The sequence below is a fragment of the Streptomyces sp. NPDC038200 genome (assembly GCF_055600785.1).
The window spans coordinates 71,064-95,596 of sequence record NZ_JBVJYH010000004.1 but is presented as its reverse complement, the minus strand read 5'-3'; the positions used below and the strand labels follow the sequence as shown (position 1 = coordinate 95,596).

Genomic DNA, 24,533 nt, shown 5'->3' with positions numbered 1-24,533 from the left:
GGCGCTACGCGGGCGGGTCGGGGGTCGGGGGACGGCGGCAGCCGCAGAGGGGGCAGCTCGGTCGCGGGTACGGTCTCGTGGGGTCGGCGCCCTGTGTGGTGAGGCTCTCGGAGTCCTGGGGCGGGTCGCCCTGGGCGTCGGGGTCGGCGGCGGGCCAGACGACCGAGGCTCTGAGCCGGGGCAGCCAGGCCAGCCACCGTCGTCCGGCACGCGGATCGGTGTCGATCCGTTCCGTGTCCGGTCCTCGCCGCACAGGTCTGCCGGCTGCGCGGGGAACGGGCTGCGCCGGCAGCCGACCCGGCGGCGGGAAACCGGGGTCCGGGAAGTCGGCGTACGGGATGCCGGGCGGCGGCAGGGCGGGGGACGCGAAGCCGGAGGGCGGGAGACCGGGGTCCGGGAAGTCGCCGGGTGCCGTGGTTCCCGGAGACCATGACCATGATCCGCTGTCCGGGACGGAGTCCGGGAAGGGGGCGGCCGGGAAGGGGTCCGGGAAGGGGAAGAGCGGGGCGGGCAGACCCAGGGGAAGCGTCGGGGGGTCCGTGCCGGCCGGCGGCGCGGCTGCCGGCTCCCAGGGTTCCGGGCGGAAGACCGGGGTCGGCGCTCGATGGGCCGGCCGCATCGAGGGGATGTGGATACGGACACGCACCCTTCCGTCCGGCGGTAAAGGCGGCTGTGCCGGGTCCGCGCGAGGAGGCCGCGGCGGGGGAGCCGTCGGCAGGCGTAAGGAGAGCGTCGGCGTGTCGCCGGGCGAGGGCAGGCCCGGTAAGCGCCGCGACACCTCCGCCCGCTCCCGGTCGGACAAGGCCCGCGGCAGGTTCCCGGGCCGCCCCGGCGGAGGCAGGGGCAGGCCGTCCAGGCCCGGCCGGGCGGAAGGGACCCGCCTGGGCAGCGGAGGGCTCGCCCCGCCCGCTCCGGGCAGGGCCCGCCTGCTCCTCCCCCTGCGGCCGGTGCAGTCGGCGCACGGTACGGCTCCCCAGCCGCCGGTGTCGGTGTAGCCGAAGGAAGGCCGCTGGCACACGGGGCAGGACAGGTCCCCGCGTCGCTGGGCCTGGTCGACGAGGAGTTCGCGGGTCATACGGGCGGTGGCCTCCGTCTCCCGGTCCCCGGGGCCGGGGATGTGCACCTTCAGACGCAGGCCGGGTTCGCGTACGGCCGCGGCTTCCAGGTCCCGCATGAGCTGCTGGAGATCGCGGGCGGAGACCTGGGAGTGGTGGGTGAGCAGACGTCGGCGCCGCTCGTTGAAGCGTTCGCGGGCCTGCCGGCGGTCCGCGTCGGCACGCTCCCACGCCTTCTGCCACTCCGGCAGGTCGCTCTCCCGGACTCCGCATGCCTGCGCGAAGGCGAGGATGAACTCCAGGCTGGGCTTGGAGCGCTGCTGCAGGACACGGCTGGTGGTGCTGTGCGGAAGCCGCCCCTGGCCGCCGATCCGCTCGTTCAGCTCCCGCAGAGGCGGCTTGCCCTCGTCGTGGTACAGACCGACCAGCGCGGAATGCAGGTCGGCGAAGTTCTTCACCACGCTGATGTGAACGCCGCTCTGGCGGCCGGCCAGGACCTCACGGGCACTGACCTCGTCGCGCCGCGCCTGCTTCCACAGCCGCTCCGCCTCCCGCTCGCCCAGCCCGCACGCCCGCGCGTAGGCGAGGACGGTCGGTTTGCGCGGTACGCTGCGCCCCGACGCCGTGCGGGCGAGGGTGTCTGCGCTGAACTCACACCGCTCGGCGAGCTGTTCGTAGGTGAGCCCCGCGGCCTCGCGACCGGCACGCAGCCAGGTCACGAGGGCACGCAGCGACTTACCGCACTCGCCGACCGGGTTCTCCCGGCGTCCCATGCGACGATCAGACCTCAGCGCATCCCGGCCGGCCGGGATGCGCACCGCGCAGCCGCCGGACGAAGCCCACCCCGAGGGCGACGGCCTCCGTCAGCAGCACCGCCACGCTCGCGGCGGACAGGCCCGCCACGGCCAGCAGGGCGGCGACGACGATGATGACGATCAGCACTCCGGCCTCCGGTCCGCTCAGCCGGCGACGCCGACCGGACGCGCTGCACGACGGATGACTCACCATGAACTCTCCATTGAACGTAGTGCTCTGTGAGATGTACGGGCTCAGAACGACAGCTCCTCCGAGCGGTTGCCGCCGCTCGTACGACAGGTGATGTTGCAGCATCCGCGTCCGGTCCACTAACTCTCACCGACCCAATCCGCATCCGTGTCCCTGTGACGATCTGGCCGTGTCCGGCAAGGTGCGCGGGCTTCTGCCAGGTGGTGGACCTGTCACCGGACGAGAAGCCGCAGTCTTGTCCCACCTTCACCGCCGGTTCCCGGGCGTACGGGGGATTTCCGCAGTGCCGTTCCGGGTGCCGTCGCCTCGACGGGCGCCGAGGCGGAACACCTCGCCGCAGCTCACCCCGGCAGCCGGAGCAGAGAATTCCGCAGCCGCATCCCTGTCGTGGCCAACCGTGCGGTCACCAGCCGGTCGGCACCGTCACCGTCGAGGCACCCGTCGTCACCCACGGGCACACCGCCCCGGCGGACGCCGTCCCCCAGGCCCGAGGAGACGCTCCGGCCGGGGCCTCTCGACAGGCCGTACGCGGGGACTCCCAGCACGATGGAACACGTGGGAAGAGGTACCTCAGAGCCCCGGGAGGTCTCCATGGCCCTGGACACGCACGGCACGGGGACGGACGCGCGGAGCGGTGAGCACGTGCCGGGCGGCGTGCTCGTCCCGATCGGCGCCCTCCTGCTCGGCCTGCTGCTCGCCGCCCTCGACCAGACCATCGTGTCCACGGCGCTGCCGACGATCGTGAGCGATCTCGGCGGCCTGGAGCACCTCTCCTGGGTCGTCACCGCCTATCTGCTGGCGTCGACCGCCGCCACCCCGCTGTGGGGCAAGCTCGGCGACCAGTACGGCCGCAAGCGGCTGTTCCAGACCGCCATCGTCATCTTCCTGATCGGCTCGGCACTGTGCGGCATGGCGCAGGACATGCCGCAGCTCATCGCCTTCCGGGCGCTGCAGGGCCTGGGCGGCGGCGGGCTGATGGTGCTGTCCATGGCGATCGTCGGCGATCTCGTGCCGCCGCGGGAACGCGGGCGCTACCAGGGTCTGTTCGGGGCCGTGTTCGGCGCGACCAGCGTGCTCGGGCCGCTGCTCGGCGGCGTGTTCACCGAGCATCTCAGCTGGCGCTGGGTGTTCTATGTCAACCTGCCCGTCGGTGTGGTCGCGCTCGCCGTGATCGCCGTCGCCCTGCGCCTCCCGGGCCGCGCCGCGCACCACGTCATCGACTACCTGGGGACGTTCCTGATCGCCGCCGTGGCGACCTGTCTGGTGCTGGTCGCCTCGCTCGGCGGCACGACCTGGGCCTGGGACTCGGCCCAGATCATCGGGCTCGCCGTGCTGGGTGTCGTCCTCGCCGTCGCCTTCGTCGCCGTCGAGCGCCGGGCCGCCGAACCCGTGCTGCCGATGGGGCTGTTCCGCATCCGCACCTTCACCCTGGCGGCGCTCATCAGTTTCATCGTCGGCTTCGCCATGTTCGGCGCGCTGACCTATCTGCCGACCTTCCTCCAGGTCGTGCACGGCATCTCGCCGACCCTGTCCGGCGTGCACATGCTGCCGATGGTCCTGGGGCTGCTGCTGTCGTCCACCGTCTCCGGGCAGATCGTCAGCCGCACCGGCCGCTGGAAGGTGTTCCCGGTCACCGGCACCGCCGTCACCACCTTCGGCCTGCTGCTCCTGCACCGGCTCGACGAACGCAGCTCGACCGCCGAGACGAGCGTCTACTTCCTCGTCTTCGGCCTCGGCCTCGGCCTGGTCATGCAGGTCCTGGTGCTGATCGTGCAGAACGCCGTCTCCTACGAGGATCTCGGCGTCGCCACCTCCGGCGCCACCTTCTTCCGCTCCATCGGCGCCTCCTTCGGCGTGGCCGTCTTCGGCACGGTCTTCGCGAGCCGTCTCGGCGACGAGCTCGCCGACGCCTTCCGGGCCGTACGCCTGCCGCCCGGCGTCTCCGCCGACGCGCTGAAGTCCGACCCCCGGGGCATCGCCGCCCTGCCGCCCGCACTGCGCCCGGCGGCCCTGCACGCGTACGCGTCCGCCATCACCGACGTCTTCCTGTACGCCGCGCCCGTCGCCCTGGTCGGCTTCCTGCTGGCGTGGTTCCTGAAGGAGGACCGGCTGCGCGGCTCGGTCACCGCACCGGACGCCTCCGAGACCCTGCCGCCGAACCCGGTCGAACGGTCCTCCTACGACGAGGTGTGCCGGTCCCTGTCGGTGCTGGGCAACCGGGAGGGCCGCCGCGAGATCTACCGGAAGATCACCGAACGCGCGGGGTACGACCTGCTGCCCGCCGCCAGCTGGATGCTGCTGCGCATCCGCCGCTACGGCTTCGTCGAACCGGGGGTGCTGGCCGAGCGCAGCGCGGTCCCCCTCCCGGTGGTCATGGCCGCCGCCCGCCAGCTCGAGGAACGGCGGCTGGCCGAGCGGCAGGGCCTGGACCTCGTCCTGACCGGCACCGGCCGCCAGGTCGCCGACCGGCTCGCGCGGGCCCGCGAGGAGTCCCTGGCCGAGCTGCTCGGCGACTGGTGGCGGCCCGGCTGCTCGGCCGACCTCACCCGGCTGGTGCGGGAGCTGAACGGCGAACTGTGCGGCTCCGAGAGCGAACGCCCGCACGACACCGGCACGGTCACCCGGCCGGGCTGACGGCCGCCAGCTCCTTGCGGAACCAGTGCTCGGCGTACGGGTCGGTGTTGTGCGGGCCGGTCTCGGTGTAGCCGAGGCGGGCGTACAGGGCGCGGGCCTCGACCAGGTCGCCGCGGGTGTCCAGGACGATCCGCCGGGCGCCGAGGGTCCGGGCGGCCTCCTCGGCGGCGCCCACCAGGAGCGCGGCCCCGCCCCGGCCGCGCGCCCGCGGCAGCACGAACACCCGGGTCAGTTCGGCGGTGTCCGCGTCCAGCAGCCGCACGCCCGCCGAGCCGGCCGGCCGGTCGCCGTACCGTCCGACGAGCAGCTGTCCGCCCGGCGGCGCCAGCTCGGACCCGGTCGTCGCCGCGAGCTGCCGCTCCAGCTCCCCGGGGTCGGTGCGGCGCCCCTCGTGCAGCAGGTACCAGCGGTCGCTGACCTCCGTGTAGTACGCCCGCCACAACGCGGCGGCGGCCGGGGAGTCGTACGGCTCCGGAGCGATCGTCCATGTCATGCCGGTCATTGTCGGGAGGCGGCGGGTACCGGCCGCAACCGGATATCGAGTGGGCCCGCGGAGCCGTTTGCGGGCCGGGTTCCGGGTCACCCGAAGGAAGAACCGGCCGGTGGAGCCGGTCCGATCGGAAGGCAACCATGTCCACAGGGCTGATCATTTTGTTGATCGTGATCGCGGCGGTCGTGGTCGTCGGGGCGGTGGCCCTGCTTCTGCGCAGCCGCGGACGGCACGGCGGGCCCGGTCTGCGCCGGCGCTTCGGACCCGAGTACGAGCGGACCGTGGCCCTGCACGACGGGGACACCAAGGCCGCCGAAAGGGAGCTGGCCGACCGCGTCGAACGCCACGGTGACCTGCGGGAGCGTCCGCTGGAGGGCGCCGAGCGCCAGCGGTACGCGCAGCGCTGGACCGCGCTTCAGGAGCGCTTCGTCGACGCCCCCCGGGAAGCGGTGTCGGAGGCCGACCGGCTGCTCGCGGAAGTCGCCGCCGTCCGTGGCTACCCCGACGGCGGGCGGTACGAGGAGCAGCTCGCCGCGCTGTCCGTGCACCACGCCGACCACGTCGACGGCTACCGGCAGGTCCACCGGGCGGCCCGTGCCGGCGCCGACGGCGGGGCGGACGGCGCCGGGACCGAGGAGCTGCGTTCGGCGCTGCTCGGCGCCCGTGCCCTCTTCGACGACCTGACCAGCGAGTCCGGCCGGCACCGGGCCCCCGGCGGCACGAGCCGCACCACGGCCCCCGCCGGGACCCGCACCCACGCCCGTTCGCACGCGCCGTGGGCTCTGCACCGGAGCCGACCGAAGGAGAGCTGAGCGCCATGCCGGACAGGACGAGCGAACCGGGTGCCGAACGGCGTCCGGCCGGGGGACGACCGGAGGACGAGCGGCGTTTCGCCGAGGGGCGACCGGGTGACGAGGGGATGCCGGAGGGAGAGCGGATGACGCCGAGGGAGTCCTGGCCCGAGGAACGAGTGGAGTCCCGGACCGGGGAACGGCCGGCCGGTGAGCCGTCCCCGGCGGAGCATCCGGGCCGGCTGCGCGGCTCGGCCGGACCCGGCCGGGAGGGCCTGACGGGCGACGACCGCACTCCGGCGGACAGCGCGCCGGCACCGGGGCCGCACGGCACGGAAGGGCTCCGCCCGGGTACGGAGGATCTCGGGGCCGGCGTGGACGAGGGGTTCACCGCCAGCCATCGGGCGGAGTGGTCGGCGATCTCCGAGGAGGACCGGATGCCCGCCAACGGGCTCGGCGCGCCCGCCCCGGAACAGGACACCGGTCGCGAGGCCGCCACCGCCGACTCCCCGGGGCGGGACGCCTGGCCGACGGCGTTCGGCACCTCCGCCCCCGCCGCGCCGCTGCTGCCCCGCGAGGAGAGCGAGCTGTGGGAGCGGCGGATACGGGAGACGGTCGGCGCCTTCGTCGAGGAGCCCGCGGCCGCCGTCGAGCAGGCCGACCGGGCGCTGGAGGAGATCGCCGCGCGGTTCACCGAGGCCGTGACGCGGCGCCGCCGCACCCTGCGGATGTCCTGGGAGAGCGGCGAGGCCGACACCGAGCAGCTGCGGCTCGCCCTGCGTGACTACCGGGAGCTGGCCGGACGCCTGCTACGCGGCTGACTCCGGCCCGTCCCCGTGGGCGGCAGCCCTGCGCTGCCGCCACTCACGCACGACCTCTTCCACGTCGTACGGCTTCTTGCCCAGGGGCGGGCCGGGCGGCGGCTTGAACATCATGTCGCGGATCTTGACGTTGACGTCCTCGATGATCTTCCGGGCGATCCGCTCCGAAGGTGCCGCACAGGCCGCGGCCAGCGCGTCCTCCGCCTCCTTGCGGAGGGCGAGCGCGGGCGGCAGCACGGACAGGCCCTCACGCGCCATCTTCCGCCTGACCCACCACAGTTCGTCGTACGCGGTCTCGAGTTCCGTGGGCAGCGGCGCCCCCGCTCCCGGCAGCCGGTCGAACTCCCCGCGCCCCTGTGCGTCGCGGATCTGCTTGTCCACCCAGGACTCGAACGGGACGCCCGGTGGCTTTCGCTCGGTCATGGACCCCATTGTGCCGGACGGGACCCCGCCGGGCGTTTTATCATGCGGCGGCGGTACGGCAATCCGCCCACCGCACCAGGACGTTTCAGGGGGAGCGCTCGTGCTCGAACTCACCATGGCCACCGTCTCCGGGGAGGACGCGGGTGCCACGGCCGGCATGACGATGGCCGAGGCGCCCAGCGAGCCCGGGACCCTGTTGCGGATCGGCCGCGACGCGGCGGTGTGCCGGCTGGTCACCCCCGACGACTGGCTCTTCGTCTCCCGCGTCCACCTGGAACTGCTCTGCGGCCCGGACGGCACCTGGCAGCTGACCTGGCTGCGCGGCTCGCAGCCCGACCCGGCGTCCGAGGTCCGGATCGTCTTCGGGCCGCACGCGCAGCCCGTCGGCTACGGCGCGACGGTGCCGCTGCCCCACGGCGGCTCCGGTGAGATCGTCGTCCAGGACCGCACCGCGCCCCGCAGCGTCAACGTCGGCTTCTACCACGAGGTCTGAGCCCGCGGGCCGGACCCCGGCGCCGGCGCGTGACGGCTCAGCCCAGCACCCGGGCCAGCGCGAAACCGTCGTAGCCCTTCCGGCCGACCGTCTGGAGCGCGGTGCCGCTCAGCCTCGGGTGGGTGGCGATCATCTCGATGGCGGCGCGGCTGCCGACCACGTCCGGCTCGGTGCTGCGCGCGTCGGCGACCCGGCCGTCGCGCACCACGTTGTCCACGACGATCAGGCTGCCCGCCCGGGTGAGCCGCAGCGCCCACTCCACGTAGTGCGCGTTGTTCGCCTTGTCCGCGTCGATGAAGACCAGGTCGAAGGGGGCCGGGTTCTCGTCGGCGAGCTTGGGCAGCGACTCCAGGGCCGGGCCGACGCGCACCTCCACGATCCGTTCCAGGCCGGCGCGGGCGATGTTGCGGGCGGCCACGTCGGCGTGTTTGGCGTTGTACTCCAGCGAGATCAGCCTGCCGTCCTCGGGCAGGGCGCGGCCCAGCCAGATCGTGCTGTACCCGCCGAGCGTGCCGATCTCCAGGACGTTCCGCGCGCCCTGCACCTGGGCGAGCAGATGGAGGAACTTGCCCTGCGCGGCCGTGACGGCGATGGAGGGCAGCCCGGCGGACTCGCTGTCCCGCAGGGCCGCCCGCAGCGCCTCGTCGTCCGGTGAGAGGTGGCTGATGAAGTAGTCGTCTACGTCGTCCCAGAGCTGCGACCCGCTCATAGCGTCTGCTGCCTTTCCCGAGTGCCTGCCGGAGGCTGTTTCACCCTGCCCGCTTCGATGATCTCAGCCGAGCGGCGTGGAGGGGGAGACCGGCGGCTCGGTCACCGTCCGCCGTGAGCGCCGTACGACGATCAGGGCCCAGGCCGCGACGACCGCGGCCAGCGCGCCGCCGACCGTCAGCGACCAGGCCGGGATCCCGCCGACCCGGCGCAGTTCGTCCTCGTGGATCACCTGCTGGACCGGCGTGTCCGCGGCGGCCCGGCGCAGCACGTGGTCGCCGGAGATACGGGCGGGGTCCGGGAAGGTCTGGGTGAGCGCCGTCAGGTACGGGGTGCCGTCGGTCAGCTTCGCCAGGGCGCCGCCCCGCTGCGGCTCCAGCCGGCCGGCGTACAGCACGTCGGGCGGAGTGCCGCCGATCGTGCCGCTCGTCTCCATGCGGTGCGCGGCGAGGACGTACAGGCCGAGCGACTGCGGGGTGGTGGCGAGCCGGGACAGGCGCATCGGGTAGACCGGGCGGTCGGCGGCGAAGGTGAGGTGGAGCGGGGCGAGGGCGCCGTGCAGGGGGGTGCCCTGGGCGTCCGGGGCGAGGCGGACGGCGACGTACTCCCAGTGGCGGTCGACGTACGGCCGGAGGGCGGTCTTCAGCCGGGCGGGCAGCGGGAAGCCGTGGTCGTGCAGCCAGTCCTGGAGGGCGGCCGGGTCGGTGGCGGTCAGGCGGGCCACGTCGAAGGGGCCGAGCCGCTGGACGCGGCCGACGACGCCGACCCCGGCGGCGCCGGCGCCGGGGAGCGCGGCGTCGGCGGCCGTGTCGTGGTCGTCGAAGGGCCATTCGCCGTCATGCGGCCAGAAGTGGTACCGGGTGCGGTGGACCGGGGCGACGGCCTTGGCCAGTCGGCCGAAGACGGCGGGGTCGCCGAGGCGGACGGTGGCCCGGTGCGGGACCGGCATGATCCAGGCGGCGTGTCCGGCGTCGCCGTCGACGGTCAGCCGCATCACGATCTGCTCCTGCCGCCCGTTCCAGCGCAGCACCGACTGTTCGCTGGAGACGGCGATGCGGGTGGCCGGGTCCGGCACCATGGCACCGCAGCCGCAGGCATAGGCCGGAGCCATCAGCCAGCCGAGCTGCACACCGAGCAGAGCGAGAACGACGGAGAGTATCCGGGCACGGGTCACGGGGTTACAGACGGTGCCGGTGTGCCCATGGTTCCGGCACCGGGTGCGGCACAGCGCCGCGGGAGGGACGGGTTCCTGTGCCGCGGGCACGTGAACCTGTGCTTCCGCATCACTGACCCGCCGGCACGGCAGGGGTCGGCCGCGTACAGCGCCTCCTTCTCCTGACAGCACATTTCCGGTCACGGCCCGCAGAAGGGCCTGTCCTGTCCCGGAGCCCTGCTTATCGTCAGCGCTGTCGAGGCGGAGGGGGAGCGATGAAGGGCACTGCGGGCCGTGTGCTGACGGCCGTGGTCGTGGCGGGGGCGGCGCTGGCGGGGTGTGCGGCAGGCGACCGGGAGGAGAGCGAGATGACCCCGGCCGAAGTCGCGGCCTGTGCGACTGCCGTGGCCGACGGCGCCGTGCGCGAGGTGCACGCCTCGGTTCGCCCCGATCACCTCGTCGTGGCGATCGACGTCGACGCCTGGAAGAAGCCGGGGCGCACGTACGCAGGGCAGCGGCGCATCTGGGCGGAGACCGCCGACACGCTCTACGGAGAGCCGGGTTCCGGCGAGTCGGCCACCGCCCCGGCGCACCCGTCGCGAGGAGTGACCCGTCTGAGGGCCGGTCTCCCGGTCCTGGTGCTGGTCGGCCGCGGTGCAGAGCGGGGGGAGACGACGGTGCTGGCCGGTGACCTGAGAATTCCCTACACGCCCGAGGTGTTCGAGGCGGCCAAGGCCACCGAGTGCCCGGACGTCTGACTGCTCGCCGCCTTCGGCCAAGGCGGGCGCCCCTCTCGACGGGGCGAACTCCTGACGGGATCACGAGGAACCCCCGCGCCCCGGAGGGGGCGCGGGGGGCTGCGTGCCGGTCGCGAAGGTGCGCGGCCGGCACGCAGCCCCCCGTCCCCGCGGCGCCTACCGGCCTTCCACGGCCGGCGCGGACCCCGGCAGCGGGCGGCCCGCCGATTCCGACATCAGCCACACCGCGACACCGCCCACGACAGCCGCGGCCATCATGTAGTACGCGGGCATCATCATGTTCCCCGTCGCCCCGATCAGCGCCGTCACGACCAGCGGGGTCGTCCCGCCGAACAGCGACACGGAGATGTTGAAGCCGATCGACAGGGAGCCGTAGCGGACCCGGGTCGGGAAGAGGGCCGGAAGCGCGGCCGGCATGGCCGCGGTGAAGCAGACCAGGAGCAGCCCCAGCGCACCCATGCCCAGCGCGACGGCGACCAGGCTGCCCTCGCGGATCAGCAGCAGCGCCGGAATGGACAGGAAGAGGAACCCCGCGCACCCCGCCGCGATCACCGGACGACGGCCGACCCGGTCGGTCAGCGCACCCGCGAACGGCTGGACGATCATCATCAGCGCCATCACGCCGAGCACGACCAGCAGACCGTGCGTCTCGTCGTACTTCAGCTCGCTGGTGAGATAGCTCGGCATGTACGACAGCAGCATGTAGTCGGTGACGTTGAAGACCAGGACGAGACCCATGCACAGCAGCAGGGACTTCCACTGGCCCGTGATCATCTCGCGCAGCGGCACCTTGGGGCGGGCGGCCTCGGCCTTCTCCACCTCCGCCGCGAACGCCGGGGTCTCCTCCAGCCGCATCCGCAGGTACAGGCCGATGATGCCCATGGGACCCGCGATCAGGAACGGCACGCGCCAGCCCCAGGCGAGCAGGTCGTCCGTGGAGAGCACGGCCGTCATGACCGTCACCAGGCCCGCGCCGCCGATGTAGCCGGCGAGCGTGCCGAACTCCAGCCAGCTGCCGAGGAAGCCGCGCTTCTTGTCCGGCGCGTACTCGGCGATGAACGTGGTCGCGCCCGCGTACTCACCGCCGGTGGAGAAGCCCTGCACCAGGCGGGCGGCCAGCAGCAGGATCGGCGCGCCGACGCCGATCGCCGCGTACGACGGGATCAGGCCGATCGCGAACGTGCCCGCCGCCATCATGATCATGGTGAGGGCGAGGACCTTCTGACGGCCCACGCGGTCGCCCAGCGGGCCGAAGACCATGCCGCCGAGCGGGCGGACGAGGAAGGCCGCCGCGAAGGCGCCGAACGTGGACAGCAGCTGAGCGGTCGGGTTGCCGGAGGGGAAGAAGACCTTGCCCAGGGTGACCGCGATGTAGCTGTAGACACCGAAGTCGAACCATTCCATCGCGTTGCCGAGTGCCGCCGCCTTCACGGCGCGCCTGACGAGCGCGGGATCGGTGACGGTGGGCTTCGCGGGGGCCTGTGCGGCGCGCGGCGCCTTCAGGTGCGGGGTGACGGCTGTGGCGGTCGCCAAAACGAGACTCGCCTACCTTTCGACGGGGACGGGGACCGGCCCTCCCCGGACGGCGGCGATGACGTTCGGCGGGCCGAAAAACGACCATAGGGGGACTTCCGCCCCTTACGTGCCGTATGCGGTTAGCTGCAGAGTGCAGCTAAAGCACGGATACGCAGGTACGTCTGCCCGCTCACCCAGCGCCATGCCACCTGCTCACTGTGATGCTTCTCGCCCCCCGCCCGCGCAACCGCCAGGGCCGCGGACTATCGTCATTCGGACAAATGCTGACGGACGGCAGGTGAATCGGGGATTGCCCGCGTCCTTCTCCCCGGGGTCTGCGAGCCTCGAAGGGAGCCGCAGAAGAACCCCGACGCGCGCCGGCGCCCGGGACGGACGGGGCGGGAGGCCGAAGAAGCGTGGCGAACGCGGGAGACGCCGGACGACCGACAGAGGCCTACGGCGGACCGGAGGTGGGCGCGCGACTGCGCGCGACCCGGCTCGCCCTGTGGGCGGTGGCGACGATCCTCGCCGTACGGCAGCTGACCGCCGTCCTGACCACACCGAGCGGCGAGCGCCTCACCGACCTGGAGACCTGGGTCGGCCCCGAGGGCGTCCTGCACGTGAAGGGATCGATCTACGACTCGACCCGGTTCACCGGCACCCCCTTCAGCGGCCTCGTCCTCAGACCGCTCACCCGTGCCGCGGAAGCCGCCCTCGGCTGGGGCTGGACCTTCGGCACCCTGCTCCTGGTCGTCGCCCTCGGCCTGGTCGCCGCCCGTGCGCTGCCGCGGCCGATCGGCCGGCGCACCTCCCTGCTGGCCGCCCCGGTCGCCGTCAGCCTCCTCATGCTGTCGCTGCCGGTCCGCAACGCCCTGTGGCTGGGCCAGACCAGCATCATCCCGGTGCTGCTCGTCCTGCTCGGCTGCTTCACCGTGCGCGGGGAGCGCGCGAGCGGCCTGTGCATCGGCCTGGCCGCCGCCCTCCAGCCGACCGTCCTGCTCTTCACCCCGCTGCTGTGGTGCACCGGCCGCCGCCGGGCCGCCCTCACCGCGGCCGGCACCTTCGCCACCGGCACCGCGCTGGCCTGGGCGGCCCTCCCGCACGACTCCCACAGCTACTGGGTGCACCACCTGGGCGGCGCGGGCCTCGGCGGCGAGGCCGACGCCCTCGCCAACCAGTCCCTGCACGGCGCCCTGCTGCGCCTCGGCCTCGCCGGCCCGCTGGAGATCGGCCTCTACCTGCTGCTGGCCGCCGCGGTCGCCACGCTCGCCCTGCGCCGCGCCGCCCGCTACGCCCGCGACGGCCAGCTGCTCCTCGCGGTCGCGGTCACCGGCTGCGCCGCGGTCGCCGTCTCGCCCACCACCTGGCAGCACCAGGTGCTGTGGGTGCTGCTCGCGGTGGTCGGCCGGGTCGGCGAGCGGACCTCGGACCGGTACGTCTGGCCGGTGGCGGTCGTCCTCGTCACCACCCTCCCGGCGCAGATGATGCTGCCGCACATGCCGGTGCTGTACCCGCTGCGGGACAACCTCGTGCTGCTCGCGGCGCTGGCCGCGGCCACGGCCGTCCCCTTCCTGTCCCGGACCTCGCCGCACTACCGGACGCCGGTCGCCGCGGAGTACGCCCCGCAGCCCCCCGCCCGCTTCCGCCGCGTCCCGCTCCTGCCCTTCCTGCGCCGGGTCCTCTCCCGCCCCAACCTGCTCCTGGAACTGCTGCTCCTGCGCGTCACCTACGCGGCCTACCAGCAGGTACGTCTCGCCGCGACCGGCGGCAGCAACTCCGCGGGCCGCGCGAGGGCCGAGCACCACGGCCACCTCGTCCTCGACCTGGAACGGTTCCTGCACATCGACATCGAGCGCGCGGTCAACCACGCCGTGGTGAAGATCGGCTGGCTGCGGGACTTCTTCGACTTCTACTACGAGTCCTTCCACTTCGTGGTCCCCCTGACGGTCCTCGCCGTCCTCTACTGGCGCCGCCCGGCCGACTACCGCTGGGCCCGCGCCTCCCTCGGCTTCGCCACCCTGCTCGCCCTGGCCGGCTTCTGGCTCTTCCCGCTGGCCCCGCCGCGTCTGATGCCGGCCCTCGGCATGATCGACACCGTGCACGGCGTGCAGGACTTCTCCCAGCCGGACTACGGCACCCTGACCGCCCTCACCAACCAGTACGCGGCGATGCCCTCCCTGCACTTCGGCTGGTCCCTGTGGTGCGGGGTGGTCATCGCCGTCATCGCGCCCTGGTGGTGGATGAAGGCGCTCGGTCTGCTGCACCCGTTGCTCACCGTGTCCACGATCGTCGCCACCGGCAATCACTGGGTGCTGGACGCGGTCGGCGGCGCGGCCGTGGTGAGTGCCGGTTTCGGCCTCTCCTACCTGTTCCAGGGACCCCGCGCCGCCCCGGCCGCCGCCTCAGCCCGCCCCGCACTCGAACCAGACCGTCTTCCCGCCGCCGGGAGCCGGTGACACGCCCCACTTGTCCACCACGGCGTCCAGCAGCGCCAGCCCCCGTCCGCGCTCCGAGTCCTGGTCGACTCCGGTCTCCAGGTGGGGGAGCGGAGGATGGGCGTCGGTGACCTCGGTCCGCACGCCCGCCGTCTGCCGCAGCACGACGAGTGTGCAGCGGCGGTCGGGCACATGCCGTACGACGTTGGTGACCAGCTCGCTCACGCCCAGTTCCACGGCGAAGGCGAGCGCCTCCAGTTCCCACTCGTGCAGCAGCGAGCGGACGATACGGCGGAGGTGGCGTACCGAGTGCTCGCCCACGGTGAGCTGCATGCGGTACTGGGGGGTGTGGGGAATGTTCAGGTTCACGGGACGAGGCTGACCTGGCGTCACTACGCTGGGCTACAGGATGAACACAACGGGTCCGGGAGGGGACTTGTCATGGTGAACATCAACACCCTCGACCCGGGCGCCTCACCGCTCGACTACTACGGCTTCGAGTTGCGGCGGTACCGGGAGGCGGCGGGGCTGACGCAGCGGCAACTGGGGGACATCGTCAATTACACGGGGTCGCTCGTCGGCCAAGTGGAGACGGCGCGGAAGTTGCCGACGCCGGAGTTCAGCGAGCGCGTGGATGCGGCGCTGGGGACGGGCGGATTACTGACACGGCTGGTCCCCCTGGTGATGCGCAGCCAACTTCCGGCGTGGTTCCAGCAGGTGGCTGAGCTGGAGGCGAGGGCGGTGGAAATCAGCACCTTCCAGACGCACATGATCCACGGATTGCTCCAGTCTCCGTCTTATGTGCGCGCCGTGCTCGGAGTGCTGGATCAGGACAAGCTCGGGGACCGCGCGGCTGCTCGACTCGCACGCCAGCGCATCTTCGAGAAGGGGGAGCCGCCGGTCTTCTGGATGGTCCTGAGTGAGGCGGCCCTGAAGCAGGAGATCGGCGGTCACGGGGTCATGCGTGAGCAACTGGCCCACCTGTTGACGTTCGAGAACGACCCCCGGATCAATGTGCAGGTCTTGCCGTACTCGATCGGTGAACACCCGGGACTTCAAGGCTCGTTCACGGTCTTCCGGTTCGTCAGTGACCCGGCCATCGTCTATACGGAGGGCTACAGCAGCGGGCACCCGAGCGCGAACCCGGACACCGTCAAGGACTGCTCGCTCCGTTACGATCATCTTCGAGCCGCCGCGCTCTCGATCAAAGACTCGGCGGGGCTGATCCGGCGAGTGATGGAGGACCGCTATGGAGAGCAAGTGGCGTAAGTCCAGCTACAGCAGCGACCAGGGCGGCAACTGCGTCGAATGCGCCCCCCTCGGCGGCCTCGCCTGGCGAAAGTCGTCCTACAGCGGTGACCAGGGCGGCGAGTGCGTAGAGATCGCCGAGACGCCCACCGCCACCCTCGCCATCCGTGACTCCAAGAACCCGGCGGGACCGGTCCTCACGGTCGACCCCGCCGCGTTCACCAGCTTCGTCTCCTGGACGTCGGCTACAGCCGCTGGATGATCGTCCCGGTCGCCAGCCCACCGCCCGCGCACATCGTGACGAGCGCGAACTCCTTGTCGGCGCGCTCCAGTTCGTGCAGGGCGGTGGTGATCAGGCGCGCGCCCGTCGCGCCGACCGGATGGCCCAGGGCGATCGCACCGCCGTTGACGTTGACCTTGTCCAGGTTCTGCTCGAAGACCTGAGCCCAGCTCAGCACCACCGACGCGAAAGCCTCGTTGATCTCCACGAGGTCGATGTCCTTCAGGGACATGCCCGCCTTGCCCAGCACCGCGCGCGTCGCGTCGATGGGGCCGTCCAGATGGAAGTGCGGGTCGGCGCCGACCAGGGCCTGGGCGACGATGCGTGCCCTCGGCTTCAGCTTCAGGGCGCGAGCCATCCGCTTGGACGCCCACATGATCGCCGACGCGCCGTCGGAGATCTGGGAGGAGTTGCCGGCGGTGTGGACGGCCGTCGGCATGACCGGCTTCAGGCCCGCCAGCGCCTCCGGGGACGTGTCCCGCAGGCCCTCGTCCTTGTCGACCAGCCGCCACATGCCCTGACCGGCGTACTGCTCCTCTTCCGTGGTGGGGACCTGGACGGCGAAGGTCTCCCGCTTGAAACGTTCCTCCGCCCAGGCGTGAGCCGCCCTCTCCTGCGACAGCAGCCCGAGCGCGTCGACGTTCTCCCGGGTCAGGCCGCGGTGGCGCGCGATGCGCTCGGCCGCCTCGAACTGGTTGGGGAGGTCGACGTTCCACTCGTCCGGGAACGGCTTCCCCGGCCCGTGCTTCGACCCCGACCCCAGCGGGACCCGGGACATCGCCTCGACGCCGCAGCTGATGCCCACGTCGATCACGCCCGCCGCGACCATGTTGGCCACCATGTGGGCGGCCTGCTGAGAGGACCCGCACTGACAGTCGACCGTCGTGGCCGCCGTCTCGTACGGCAGTCCCATGGTCAGCCAGGCCGTGCGCGCGGGATTCATGGACTGCTCGCCGGCGTGGGTCACCGTGCCGCCGACGATCTGCTCGACCGCGTCGGCGGGGATGCCGGTGCGGCCGAGGAGTTCACGGTAGGTCTCGCCCAGCAGGTAGGCGGGGTGCAGGTTGGCGAGCGCGCCGCCGCGCTTGCCGATCGGGGTGCGGACGGCTTCGACGATCACGGGTTCGGCGGCCATGGGTGCGGGTCCTCTCCGAGAGGGCTCTCCTCCAGAACTAGTACGCGTTCTAGTTCTGTCCAGCAGTCTGCTGACGTGACGTCCATCACCGCAAGGGTCTTGCAGGTGCCGAGGGTGCGATCTGCGCGACGTCCGCACCGATTGGGAGTGCCGTACCCCTTGCTACTTGTAGAACCCGTTACTACCTTCGCGGCACCCGCTGATGGTCCGTCAGATGGCTGGAGATGCCGATGCCCTGTCCAGCGCTGCCCGACGGGTTCGACCTCACCGACCCCGACCTGCTGTACCACCGCGTGCCCCTCCCGGAGTTCGCCGAGCTGCGCCGCGCCGAGCCGGTCCGCTGGATCCCGCAGCCGCACGGCCTCGCGGGCTTCGCCGACACCGGCTACTGGGCCGTGACCAGGCACGCCGACGTCAAGTACGTCTCCACGCACCCGGAACTCTTCTCCTCCTCCCTGAACACCGCGATCATCCGTTTCAACGAGCACATCGAGCGCGACGCGATCGACGCGCAGCGGCTGATCCTGCTCAACATGGATCCTCCGGAACATACGCGGGTGCGCCAGATAGTGCAGCGAGGGTTCACGCCACGCTCCATCCGCGCGCTGGAGGACCGGCTGCGCGCCCGTGCCGGGGCGATCGTCGCCGCCGCCCGTGCCCGCTCCGGCCCCTTCGACTTCGTCACCGAGGTCGCCTGCGAACTGCCGCTCCAGGCCATCGCCGAGCTGATCGGCGTCCCGCAGGAGGACCGGTCCAAGATCTTCGACTGGTCCAACAAGATGATCGCCTACGACGACCCCGAGTACGCGATCACCGAGGAGGTCGGCGCCCAGTCGGCCGCCGAGATCATCGCGTACGCGATGAACATGGCCGCGGAGCGCAAGCAGTGCCCGGCGCACGACATCGTGACCACGCTGGTGGCGGCGGAGGACGAGGGCAACCTGAACTCGGACGAGTTCGGCTTCTTCGTCCTCATGCTGGCGGTGGCCGGCAACGAGACCACGCGCAACGCGATCACCCACGGCATGCACGCCTTCCTCACCCACCCCGAGCAGTGGGACCGGTACTGCCGCGAGCGCCCCTCGACCACCGCCGAGGAGATCGTCCGCTGGGCGACCCCGGTCAACGCCTTCCAGCGCACGGCGACCCAGGACACCGAGCTGGGCGGCGCGCTGGTCAGACGGGGCGACCGGGTCGGCCTCTTCTACGCCTCGGCCAACCACGACCCCGAGGTCTTCGCCGACCCCGACGCCTTCGACATCACCCGCGACCCCAACCCCCACCTGGGCTTCGGCGGAGGCGGTCCCCACTACTGCCTCGGCAAGTCCCTGGCCGTCCTGGAGATCGACCTGATCTTCCACGCCATAGCCGACGCGATGCCGGACCTGCGCCTGTCGGGCGACCCCCGCCGGCTGCGCTCGGCCTGGATCAACGGCGTGAAGGAACTGCCGGTGGTCGCCGGCTGAACCGAGGCGTCCGTCACTCCCGGCCCGACGCCACCGACGCCAGCACGCCCGAGACCAGCGCCGCGATCAGCAGGGGGACGGCCAGGCCGTGGTGCAGGACCAGCCACGCGCCCAGGCAGGCACCCCCGGCCATCGCCAGGGCCGAGGCCGTGCGGCGCGGGGAGCGGTGGCCCGTGCCGTCGCCGAACCGGGACTCGGAGGCCAGGGCGGTCAGGGTCATCGTCAGGACCGTGGTGGTGAGGTCGGCCACGCCCAGTTTGCGGACCGTGGCGTTGCGCAGGCCCATCGCGACGGCCGTGAGGGCGATCAGGGCATAGCGGGTGCCGCTGGTGCCGTCGGCGTCCGGCCAGGCGAAGGCCACCAGGGCGGACACCCCGACCAGTACCGCCTCCGCCGCCAGGGTCAGCCGGGTCAGGCGGCGGCGGGCGCGTTCGCCGCGGTGGCGGGCCGCCAGCCGGCCGCCGGCCGCCGCGCCCAGCAGGAAGCAGGCCAGGGACGTGGCCGTATGGGGCACGGAGAAGCCGGGGGCACCGGCCGCGGCGAAGCCGAGGACGACCACGTTGCCGGTCATGTTCGCCGTGAAGACCCGGCCCAGGCCCAGATAGCCGACGGCGTCGATCAGGCCGCTGACCACGGTCAGTGCGAGCAGCACCACCACCAGCCGCAGCCCGCGCGCCTCCGGGTCCCGCGCCGGTGGTGTCGCCGTCGTCATCGTTCCTCCGCAGGGGCAGCCGGCCGGACCGAGGGCTCTCGGACGTCCTGGCGCAGCCTGCGTCCGCGGCGCCCGGATCAGGACACGGGACACGCGCGGGAGGGAGGCAAGGCAGCCCGGTCGGCCCAGCCGCGCGGACCGGCGGCAGCCGGAGGCCGGGGCCGGGACCGGGGCCGCCCGGACATGCGCGCGCACCCTCGCCCGGCGGAGGGGCGAGGGTGCGGAAGCGGGGGGTGGAGCCGGTCGTCCGGCTCACGGGCGCGGCGCGGGCGCCGCCGGCTCCCTGAGGAGCGGTTCGGCGCGGGCCGGCGCCGGGGGAGGCGCGGCTCGGTGCGGGCCGGCTGGGGGGTCGGCTCAGTACCAGCCGTTGGCCTGCCAGAAGTTCCAGGCCTTGACCGGGCTGCCGTAGCGGGAGTTCATGTAGTCCAGGCCCCACTTGATCTGGGTGGCCGGGTTGGTCTTCCAGTCGGAGCCGGCGGACGCCATCTTCGAACCCGGCAGGGCCTGGACCAGGCCGTAGGCGCCGGAGGAGCTGTTGGTGGCGGCGGGGTTCCAGCCGCTCTCGTGCTCGACGATCTTGCTGAAGGCGTTGAACTGCGCGGCGTCCGGGATCATCTGGTGCGCGATCGCCTGAGCGGAGGAGGCCGGGGCGGCCTGGGCGGGCGCCGCGGTGAGAGCCATGCCGGCGGTGGCGGCGGCCACGGCGGCGGTGGTGAGGGCCTTCTTCGGGGAAGCGATGCGGCGGATGAAGGAGACGGACACGGAGTACCTCTTGCGTCGGGGACGGGGGATCGCCCGCATGGATGGACCACGCGCTGTGGCCGTATGCGTCGGCGCCGCGGCCCGGGTGGGCTCGTGGCGCCTGGCGACGTCCTCAAGACAAGCAGGCCCGGAACCCGTCCGCAATGACCCCTTTTACTAGTTGTGGCCGGATGGGGGAGAAACGTCTCCTCTGTGACGTGGGCCGCAATCCGCAGGTCAGAAGGGGTGCAGGAACGGACAAAACGGACAGGCGGGACTACGGCCCCGGGTCGTAGGTGACGTGCGTCATGTGGGGTGCTTCACCGGCTCGCTCACGCCCCGCGAGCGAGGTCTCACCCTGCGGGACCGTCGAATGTGACCGCGGTCTCGAAAGCGGCCCGTCGCGTGGCCCGGCGCAGGGCCCGCAGCACCGCCGGACCGAGGGCGAGGGTCAGGACGGCCGTGCAGACGGCGCGTCCCAGGTCCCAGCCGAGCGAGGTGGCCAGGCAGTACGCGAGGAAATGGGCCAGGTTCTCGGCGACCGGCGCTCGGCCGACGAAGGAGATGTTCGAGGCCGCGCCGCCCAGGAAGGGCCAGCCGGCCAGGTTCATGACGGTGCCGTAGGCGAAGGCGGCGAGGAAGCCGTACCCCGCGAGCATCACCAGCTCGGCACGGCCGCGCAGCCGGACCGGCCCCGGCAGCAGCCCGGCGCCCAGAGTGAACCAGCCCATCGACAGCATCTGGAACGGCAGCCACGGCCCGACCCCGCCCGTGAGCAGCGCGGAGGCGAACATCGTCACCGAGCCCAGCGCGAACCCGAACCCCGGGCCGAGCACCCGTCCGCTCAGCACCATCAGGAAGAACATCGGCTCGATCCCCGCCGTACCGGCACCGATCGGCCGCAGCGCCGCACCCGTCGCGGCCAGCACCCCCAGCATGGCCACGGCCTTCGGCCCCAGAGCCGACTCCGAGATCGCCGCCGCCACGACCGCCACCAGCAGCACCAGCAGCCCCGCGAAGAGCCAGGGCGCGTCCTGGGAGTGCGCGTTCAACGTCGAACCGGGCGGCGCGAGAAACGGCCAGCAGAAGCCGACCACACCGACGGCACTGACCAGCACCAGTGCGGCGAGGGAGCGGGGGCCGAGGGAGAGGGCGCGGACACGGCGGGTGCCGGGGGATGCGGGGGCCTTGCCGGTGCTGGAGGTGCTGCTTGGGGTGGCGGCGCTCAGGGTGCTCGAGGTGCTGTCTGGGGTGGAGGTGCTGGAGGTGCTGCCTGGGGCGTGGGTGGTGAGGGTGCTGGAGGTGCTGTCTGGGGTGGAGGTGCCGTGTGGGGCGGGGGTGCCCTCTGGGGTGGGGGTGCTGAGGGTGCTGGGGGTGCTGTTCGGGTCCGGGGTGCCGAGGGGGGCGGGGGTGGGCTCGGTGTGGCTCACGCGAGTGCCTCCCGTACCTCGGCCACCGTCAGCCACCGCTGCGGGGCCAGGATCTTCGCGACCTGCGGTGCGTAGGAGGGGGAGGACACCACTGTCTCCGCCATCGGGCCGTCCGCGATCACCTCGCCCTCGGCGAGCAGCACCACCCGGTGGGCCAGCTCGGCGGCCAGCTCCACATCGTGCGTGGCCAGCACGATCGCGTGCCCCTCGGCCGCCAGGCCACGCAGTACGCCGACCAGACGGGCCTTGGCCGCGTAGTCCAGACCGCGGGTCGGCTCGTCCAGCAGAAGCAGGGGAGGACGGGCGGTCAGCACCACGGCCAGCGCGAGCGCCAGGCACTGGCCCTCCGACAGATCCCGGGGATGCGTGTCGTCCGCGACGCCCGGCAGCAGTTCGGACACCAGGGCCCGGCAGGTGCCCGCGGCGGCACCGGCGTCCTGGTCGGCCGCGGCGCACTCGGCGGCGACCGTGTCCGCGTACAGCAGGTCGCGCGGGTCCTGGGGGACCAGGCCGACCTGGCGGACGAGGTCCTGGGGCGGGGTGCGGTGGGGGACCAGACCGCCGACGAGGACGGACCCGGCCGACGGCGGGGTGAGGCCGACGAGCGAGCCGAGCAGAGTGGACTTGCCGGCGCCGTTGCGGCCCATGAGGGCGATCGTCTCGCCGGGGGTGACGGTCAGATCCACGTGCTGGAGGGCGTGGACGCGGTCCCGGCGGACGGCGAGGGAGCGGACGTCGGCGATGCGCGGGTGCGTGGGGGCGGGGGCGGGGGTGGCGGGGCGGCGCCGGAAGCGGGACCGGAACCCGGACTGGCGCCCGGTGTCTGAGCCGGTCGGGGGTGGGGACGCTTGCCCGCGCTCGCGGGGTGCCGCCGCGCCCACCCGTGCCGCCCCAGCGGCACGACTGCCCGCGCCCGCGGCTGCTGCGGCGGCGGTGGTGGTGGCCGGGGCTTGGGCCGGGGCCGGGGTGGTGGTGTGGGTGTCCGGGGCTGACGTGGTGCGGCTCGCCGCGCCCGCGGCCAGGCGGTTGCGCAGGTCACCGGCGCGGCGGCGGGCGTCTCGCACCGTCAGTGGGAGGGGGGACCAGCCGGCCAGGCGGCCGAGGGCGACCACCGGGGGGTACACCGGGGACACGGACATCACCTCGGCCGGAGGGCCCGCCACGGGCGGCTCGCCGGGGCCGGGCAGCAGGACGACCCGGTCGGCGTACTGGATCACCCGCTCCAGCCGGTGCTCGGCCATCAGGACCGTCGTCCCCAGATCGTGCACCAGCCGCTGCAGCACGGCCAGGACCTCCTCCGCGGCGGCCGGATCCAGCGCCGACGTCGGCTCGTCCAGGACCAGCAGCCGCGGATGCGGGGTGAGGACCGAACCGATCGCGACCCGCTGCCGCTGCCCGCCCGAGAGCGTGGCGATCGGACGGTGGCGCAGGTCGGCCAGGCCCAGCAGGTCCAGGGTCTCCTCCACCCGGCGTCGCATGACCTCGGGAGCGAGCCCCAACGACTCCATGCCGTAGGCGAGTTCGTCCTCCACGGTGTCCGTCACGAAGTGCGCGAGCGGATCCTGGCCCACCGTGCCGACCACGTCGGCGAGTTCCCGGGGCTGATGGGTACGGGTGTCCCGGCCGGCCACCGTCACGCGCCCGCGCAGCGTGCCGCCGGTGAAGTGCGGCACCAGTCCGCTCACCGCGCCCAGCACGGTGGACTTGCCGACCCCCGACGGACCGGCCAGCAGCACCAGTTCACCCTCGGGCACCTCGAAGCCGACCCCCGCGACAGCGGGTGCGGCGGCACCCTCGTACGTCACACTGACATCCTCGAAGCGGATCACGCGTGCTCCTTGGGGACGGCGAAGGCGGGCAGCAGGGCGAGCAGGACGGCCGCGGCGGGCCAGAGCGGCAGGGTGGGGGCGACGAGGGGCACGACCCCGGGGTGCAGGGCGTCGGGATCGCGGGCCGCGGCGAGCGTGAGCAGCGCGGCGACCGCGGCACCGGAGCCGGCGACCAGCCAGGCCCGCGCGTCCCACGGGTCCGGGCGGTACCGGGTGCGCAGCGAACGCCGGCCGCCCAGCCGCAGTCCCGCGAGGGCGGCGGCGACTCCGGCGAGCAGCAGCGGCAGCCCGTACGTGCCGCCCTCCGCCGTCAGCAGCCCGTACGTTCCCGCGCACACGCCGAGCAGACCGCCCAGGGTGAGCGCGGCCGTCGTACGGCGGACGGGGGCGGGGACCTCGGCGGTACGGCCGTAGCCGCGGGACTCCATCGCGGCGGCGAGCGCGACCGAGCGCTCCAGCGCGCCCTCCAGGACCGGCAGCCCGACCTGGAGCAGGCCCCGCAGGCCCCGGTCCGGACGGCCGCGCAGCCGGCGGGCGGCGCGCAGCCGGTGGACGTCGGCGATCAGATGCGGGGCGAAGGTGAGGGCGACGACCACGGCCACACCGGTCTCGTACAGGGCGCCGGGCAGGGACTTGAGCAGCCGGGTGGGGCTGGCCAGGGCGTTCGCCGCGCCGACGCAGATGAGCAGGGTGGCGAGCTTCAGGCCGTCGTAGGCGGCGAAGAGCACGGCCTCGGCGGTGACCCGGCCGCCCAGCCGGATGCCCTGCGCCCAGTGGGGGAGCGGGACCTCGGGGAGGGCGAAGAGGGTGTGCGTGCCCGGGATGGGGGAACCGAGCGCCACCGCGAAGAGAACGCGGATGACGAGGACGGCGAGCGCGAGCCTGACGAAGGCGGCGTAGGAGCGGGCCCAGGGGGTGGGGGAACGATGGGTTGCCACCACATAGGCGGAGGCGGCTATGAGCAGGCCGAGGAGGAGCGGATTGGTGGTACGGGTGGCGGCGACCCCGAGAGCCACGGCCCACAACCACCAGGCCCCGGGGTGCACAGTGCCCCGGCGCCGAGCAGCCCCGTCGACGCTCCCCCGAGCGCGCGAGGCACCTCCCCCACGAGCGGGCCACTTCCCCGAGCCCGGTCCCCGCAACTCCTCAGGGGCGCGGGCAACGGCGCGCCCAACCCCGACGCACCCACAAGCCTGCCCACACCCGGGGCACTTCGGCGAGTCCGGTCCCCGCAACTCCTCAGGGGCGCGGGGAACGGCGCGCCCAACCCCGACGCACCCGCAAGCCTGCCCACACCCGGGGCACTTCGGCGAGTCCGGTCCCCGCAACTCCTCAGGGGCGCGGGCAACGGCGCGCCCAACCCCGACGCACCCACAAGCCTGCCCACACCCGGGGCACTTCGGCGAGTCCG

At 73.1% G+C, this 24,533-nt stretch carries 23 protein-coding genes; 9 read left to right on the top strand and 14 right to left on the bottom strand.

Annotated features, from left to right (window positions below):
* Nucleotides 1–4: 4 nt before the first annotated feature.
* Nucleotides 5–1,828, bottom strand: coding sequence for a helix-turn-helix domain-containing protein (locus ACZ7KF_RS10290; RefSeq protein ID WP_471071219.1), 1,824 nt, complete (start codon nucleotides 1,826–1,828; stop codon nucleotides 5–7).
* Between the two features lie 7 nt (nucleotides 1,829–1,835).
* Nucleotides 1,836–2,063 carry a hypothetical protein gene (locus ACZ7KF_RS10285; protein WP_471071216.1) on the bottom strand — a complete coding sequence of 76 codons (228 nt, stop codon included), beginning with the start codon at nucleotides 2,061–2,063 and terminating at the stop codon, nucleotides 1,836–1,838.
* A 588-nt stretch (nucleotides 2,064–2,651) separates the two neighbouring features.
* Here ACZ7KF_RS10285 and ACZ7KF_RS10280 point away from each other — a divergent pair.
* On the top strand, nucleotides 2,652–4,694 hold the full coding sequence (locus ACZ7KF_RS10280; RefSeq protein WP_471071214.1) for an MDR family MFS transporter: 2,043 nt from the start codon (nucleotides 2,652–2,654) through the stop codon (nucleotides 4,692–4,694).
* Here the strand turns inward: ACZ7KF_RS10280 and ACZ7KF_RS10275 are convergent.
* Entirely contained in the window at nucleotides 4,678–5,187 is a 510-nt protein-coding gene (locus tag ACZ7KF_RS10275; RefSeq protein WP_471071211.1) for a GNAT family N-acetyltransferase, read from the bottom strand. The two genes, ACZ7KF_RS10280 and ACZ7KF_RS10275, sit on opposite strands and share 17 nt — an antisense overlap.
* Nucleotides 5,188–5,324: 137 nt before the next feature.
* Between ACZ7KF_RS10275 and ACZ7KF_RS10270 the strand changes: the two genes are divergently transcribed.
* Nucleotides 5,325–5,996, top strand: coding sequence for a hypothetical protein (locus ACZ7KF_RS10270; RefSeq protein ID WP_471071209.1), 672 nt, complete (start codon nucleotides 5,325–5,327; stop codon nucleotides 5,994–5,996).
* 5 nt (nucleotides 5,997–6,001) lie between these two features.
* Nucleotides 6,002–6,796 carry a hypothetical protein gene (locus tag ACZ7KF_RS10265; protein ID WP_471071207.1) on the top strand — a complete coding sequence of 265 codons (795 nt, stop codon included), beginning with the start codon at nucleotides 6,002–6,004 and terminating at the stop codon, nucleotides 6,794–6,796.
* Here the strand turns inward: ACZ7KF_RS10265 and ACZ7KF_RS10260 are convergent.
* Complete coding sequence (locus ACZ7KF_RS10260) at nucleotides 6,785–7,219, bottom strand: DnaJ family domain-containing protein (protein WP_471071205.1); 435 nt, start codon at nucleotides 7,217–7,219, stop codon at nucleotides 6,785–6,787. The genes ACZ7KF_RS10265 and ACZ7KF_RS10260 overlap by 12 nt on opposite strands.
* 100 nt (nucleotides 7,220–7,319) lie before the next feature.
* On the opposite strand from ACZ7KF_RS10260, the gene ACZ7KF_RS10255 reads away from it, so the two are divergent.
* Nucleotides 7,320–7,712, top strand: a complete 393-nt coding sequence (locus tag ACZ7KF_RS10255; protein WP_471071202.1) for a hypothetical protein — start codon at nucleotides 7,320–7,322, stop codon at nucleotides 7,710–7,712.
* Nucleotides 7,713–7,749: 37 nt separating this feature from the next.
* Here ACZ7KF_RS10255 and ACZ7KF_RS10250 read toward each other — a convergent pair whose 3' ends face one another.
* Both ACZ7KF_RS10250 and ACZ7KF_RS10245 read right to left on the bottom strand, forming a co-directional pair.
* On the bottom strand, nucleotides 7,750–8,421 hold the full coding sequence (locus ACZ7KF_RS10250) for an O-methyltransferase (RefSeq protein ID WP_471071200.1): 672 nt from the start codon (nucleotides 8,419–8,421) through the stop codon (nucleotides 7,750–7,752).
* A 63-nt stretch (nucleotides 8,422–8,484) separates the two neighbouring features.
* Nucleotides 8,485–9,594, bottom strand: a complete 1,110-nt coding sequence (locus ACZ7KF_RS10245) for a DUF2330 domain-containing protein (RefSeq protein WP_471071198.1) — start codon at nucleotides 9,592–9,594, stop codon at nucleotides 8,485–8,487.
* A 254-nt stretch (nucleotides 9,595–9,848) separates the two neighbouring features.
* On the opposite strand from ACZ7KF_RS10245, the gene ACZ7KF_RS10240 reads away from it, so the two are divergent.
* A complete protein-coding gene (locus ACZ7KF_RS10240) occupies nucleotides 9,849–10,331 on the top strand; it encodes a hypothetical protein (protein ID WP_471071195.1) in 483 nt (160 codons plus the stop codon).
* A gap of 156 nt (nucleotides 10,332–10,487) precedes the next feature.
* Here the strand turns inward: ACZ7KF_RS10240 and proP are convergent, their stop codons facing one another.
* Entirely contained in the window at nucleotides 10,488–11,864 is a 1,377-nt protein-coding gene (gene proP, locus ACZ7KF_RS10235; RefSeq protein ID WP_471071192.1) for a glycine betaine/L-proline transporter ProP, read from the bottom strand.
* A 398-nt stretch (nucleotides 11,865–12,262) separates the two neighbouring features.
* Here proP and ACZ7KF_RS10230 point away from each other — a divergent pair, with 398 nt between their 5' ends.
* Entirely contained in the window at nucleotides 12,263–14,302 is a 2,040-nt protein-coding gene (locus ACZ7KF_RS10230) for a bifunctional glycosyltransferase 87/phosphatase PAP2 family protein (RefSeq protein ID WP_471071189.1), read from the top strand.
* Here ACZ7KF_RS10230 and ACZ7KF_RS10225 read toward each other — a convergent pair.
* Complete coding sequence (locus tag ACZ7KF_RS10225) at nucleotides 14,249–14,614, bottom strand: ATP-binding protein (RefSeq protein WP_471072213.1); 366 nt, start codon at nucleotides 14,612–14,614, stop codon at nucleotides 14,249–14,251. The two genes, ACZ7KF_RS10230 and ACZ7KF_RS10225, sit on opposite strands and share 54 nt — an antisense overlap.
* Nucleotides 14,615–14,722: 108 nt before the next feature.
* Here ACZ7KF_RS10225 and ACZ7KF_RS10220 point away from each other — a divergent pair, with 108 nt between their 5' ends.
* Nucleotides 14,723–15,550 carry a helix-turn-helix domain-containing protein gene (locus ACZ7KF_RS10220; protein ID WP_471071186.1) on the top strand — a complete coding sequence of 276 codons (828 nt, stop codon included), beginning with the start codon at nucleotides 14,723–14,725 and terminating at the stop codon, nucleotides 15,548–15,550.
* Nucleotides 15,531–15,791 (top strand): DUF397 domain-containing protein, encoded by a 261-nt coding sequence (locus ACZ7KF_RS10215; RefSeq protein ID WP_471071183.1) that lies wholly within the window; start codon nucleotides 15,531–15,533, stop codon nucleotides 15,789–15,791. The genes ACZ7KF_RS10220 and ACZ7KF_RS10215 overlap by 20 nt, the downstream gene beginning before the upstream one ends.
* On the opposite strand, the gene ACZ7KF_RS10210 is transcribed toward ACZ7KF_RS10215, so the two are convergent.
* A complete protein-coding gene (locus ACZ7KF_RS10210) occupies nucleotides 15,775–16,944 on the bottom strand; it encodes a steroid 3-ketoacyl-CoA thiolase (RefSeq protein WP_471071180.1) in 1,170 nt (389 codons plus the stop codon). The genes ACZ7KF_RS10215 and ACZ7KF_RS10210 overlap by 17 nt on opposite strands.
* Nucleotides 16,945–17,174: 230 nt before the next feature.
* Here ACZ7KF_RS10210 and ACZ7KF_RS10205 point away from each other — a divergent pair, with 230 nt between their 5' ends.
* Nucleotides 17,175–18,410: a cytochrome P450 gene (locus ACZ7KF_RS10205; protein WP_471071178.1), complete on the top strand. Its 1,236-nt coding sequence runs from the start codon at nucleotides 17,175–17,177 to the stop codon at nucleotides 18,408–18,410.
* 13 nt (nucleotides 18,411–18,423) lie between these two features.
* On the opposite strand, the gene ACZ7KF_RS10200 is transcribed toward ACZ7KF_RS10205, so the two are convergent.
* The 5 genes from ACZ7KF_RS10200 to ACZ7KF_RS10180 all read right to left on the bottom strand — a co-directional run bounded on the left by ACZ7KF_RS10200 (nucleotide 18,424) and on the right by ACZ7KF_RS10180 (nucleotide 24,168).
* Nucleotides 18,424–19,122 carry a YoaK family protein gene (locus ACZ7KF_RS10200; RefSeq protein ID WP_471071175.1) on the bottom strand — a complete coding sequence of 233 codons (699 nt, stop codon included), beginning with the start codon at nucleotides 19,120–19,122 and terminating at the stop codon, nucleotides 18,424–18,426.
* A gap of 354 nt (nucleotides 19,123–19,476) precedes the next feature.
* On the bottom strand, nucleotides 19,477–19,884 hold the full coding sequence (locus ACZ7KF_RS10195) for an aggregation-promoting factor C-terminal-like domain-containing protein (protein ID WP_471071172.1): 408 nt from the start codon (nucleotides 19,882–19,884) through the stop codon (nucleotides 19,477–19,479).
* Nucleotides 19,885–20,216: 332 nt separating this feature from the next.
* Nucleotides 20,217–20,984, bottom strand: coding sequence for an ECF transporter S component (locus ACZ7KF_RS10190; RefSeq protein WP_471072210.1), 768 nt, complete (start codon nucleotides 20,982–20,984; stop codon nucleotides 20,217–20,219).
* Nucleotides 20,985–21,289: 305 nt separating this feature from the next.
* Complete coding sequence (locus ACZ7KF_RS10185; protein ID WP_471071169.1) at nucleotides 21,290–23,122, bottom strand: ABC transporter ATP-binding protein; 1,833 nt, start codon at nucleotides 23,120–23,122, stop codon at nucleotides 21,290–21,292.
* The gene (locus ACZ7KF_RS10180) at nucleotides 23,119–24,168 is read right to left on the bottom strand and encodes an energy-coupling factor transporter transmembrane component T (RefSeq protein ID WP_471071166.1); all 1,050 of its coding nucleotides are present in this window, start codon (nucleotides 24,166–24,168) and stop codon (nucleotides 23,119–23,121) included. The genes ACZ7KF_RS10185 and ACZ7KF_RS10180 overlap by 4 nt, the downstream gene beginning before the upstream one ends.
* Between the last annotated feature and the right edge of the window lie 365 nt (nucleotides 24,169–24,533).

What these genes read in the sequence shown, in the direction of transcription:
- ACZ7KF_RS10200 (WP_471071175.1), bottom strand. Translation starts at nt 19,122, where the DNA reads ATGACGACGGCGACACCACCGGCGCGGGACCCGGAGGCGCGCGGGCTG.
- ACZ7KF_RS10270 (WP_471071209.1), top strand. Translation starts at nt 5,325, where the DNA reads ATGTCCACAGGGCTGATCATTTTGTTGATCGTGATCGCGGCGGTCGTG.
- ACZ7KF_RS10215 (WP_471071183.1), top strand. Translation starts at nt 15,531, where the DNA reads ATGGAGAGCAAGTGGCGTAAGTCCAGCTACAGCAGCGACCAGGGCGGC.
- ACZ7KF_RS10250 (WP_471071200.1), bottom strand. Translation starts at nt 8,421, where the DNA reads ATGAGCGGGTCGCAGCTCTGGGACGACGTAGACGACTACTTCATCAGC.
- ACZ7KF_RS10280 (WP_471071214.1), top strand. Translation starts at nt 2,652, where the DNA reads ATGGCCCTGGACACGCACGGCACGGGGACGGACGCGCGGAGCGGTGAG.
- ACZ7KF_RS10240 (WP_471071195.1), top strand. Translation starts at nt 9,849, where the DNA reads ATGAAGGGCACTGCGGGCCGTGTGCTGACGGCCGTGGTCGTGGCGGGG.
- ACZ7KF_RS10285 (WP_471071216.1), bottom strand. Translation starts at nt 2,063, where the DNA reads ATGGTGAGTCATCCGTCGTGCAGCGCGTCCGGTCGGCGTCGCCGGCTG.
- ACZ7KF_RS10275 (WP_471071211.1), bottom strand. Translation starts at nt 5,187, where the DNA reads ATGACATGGACGATCGCTCCGGAGCCGTACGACTCCCCGGCCGCCGCC.
- ACZ7KF_RS10205 (WP_471071178.1), top strand. Translation starts at nt 17,175, where the DNA reads ATGCCCTGTCCAGCGCTGCCCGACGGGTTCGACCTCACCGACCCCGAC.
- ACZ7KF_RS10225 (WP_471072213.1), bottom strand. Translation starts at nt 14,614, where the DNA reads ATGCAGCTCACCGTGGGCGAGCACTCGGTACGCCACCTCCGCCGTATC.
- ACZ7KF_RS10265 (WP_471071207.1), top strand. Translation starts at nt 6,002, where the DNA reads ATGCCGGACAGGACGAGCGAACCGGGTGCCGAACGGCGTCCGGCCGGG.
- ACZ7KF_RS10210 (WP_471071180.1), bottom strand. Translation starts at nt 16,944, where the DNA reads ATGGCCGCCGAACCCGTGATCGTCGAAGCCGTCCGCACCCCGATCGGC.
- ACZ7KF_RS10220 (WP_471071186.1), top strand. Translation starts at nt 14,723, where the DNA reads ATGGTGAACATCAACACCCTCGACCCGGGCGCCTCACCGCTCGACTAC.
- ACZ7KF_RS10290 (WP_471071219.1), bottom strand. Translation starts at nt 1,828, where the DNA reads ATGGGACGCCGGGAGAACCCGGTCGGCGAGTGCGGTAAGTCGCTGCGT.
- ACZ7KF_RS10260 (WP_471071205.1), bottom strand. Translation starts at nt 7,219, where the DNA reads ATGACCGAGCGAAAGCCACCGGGCGTCCCGTTCGAGTCCTGGGTGGAC.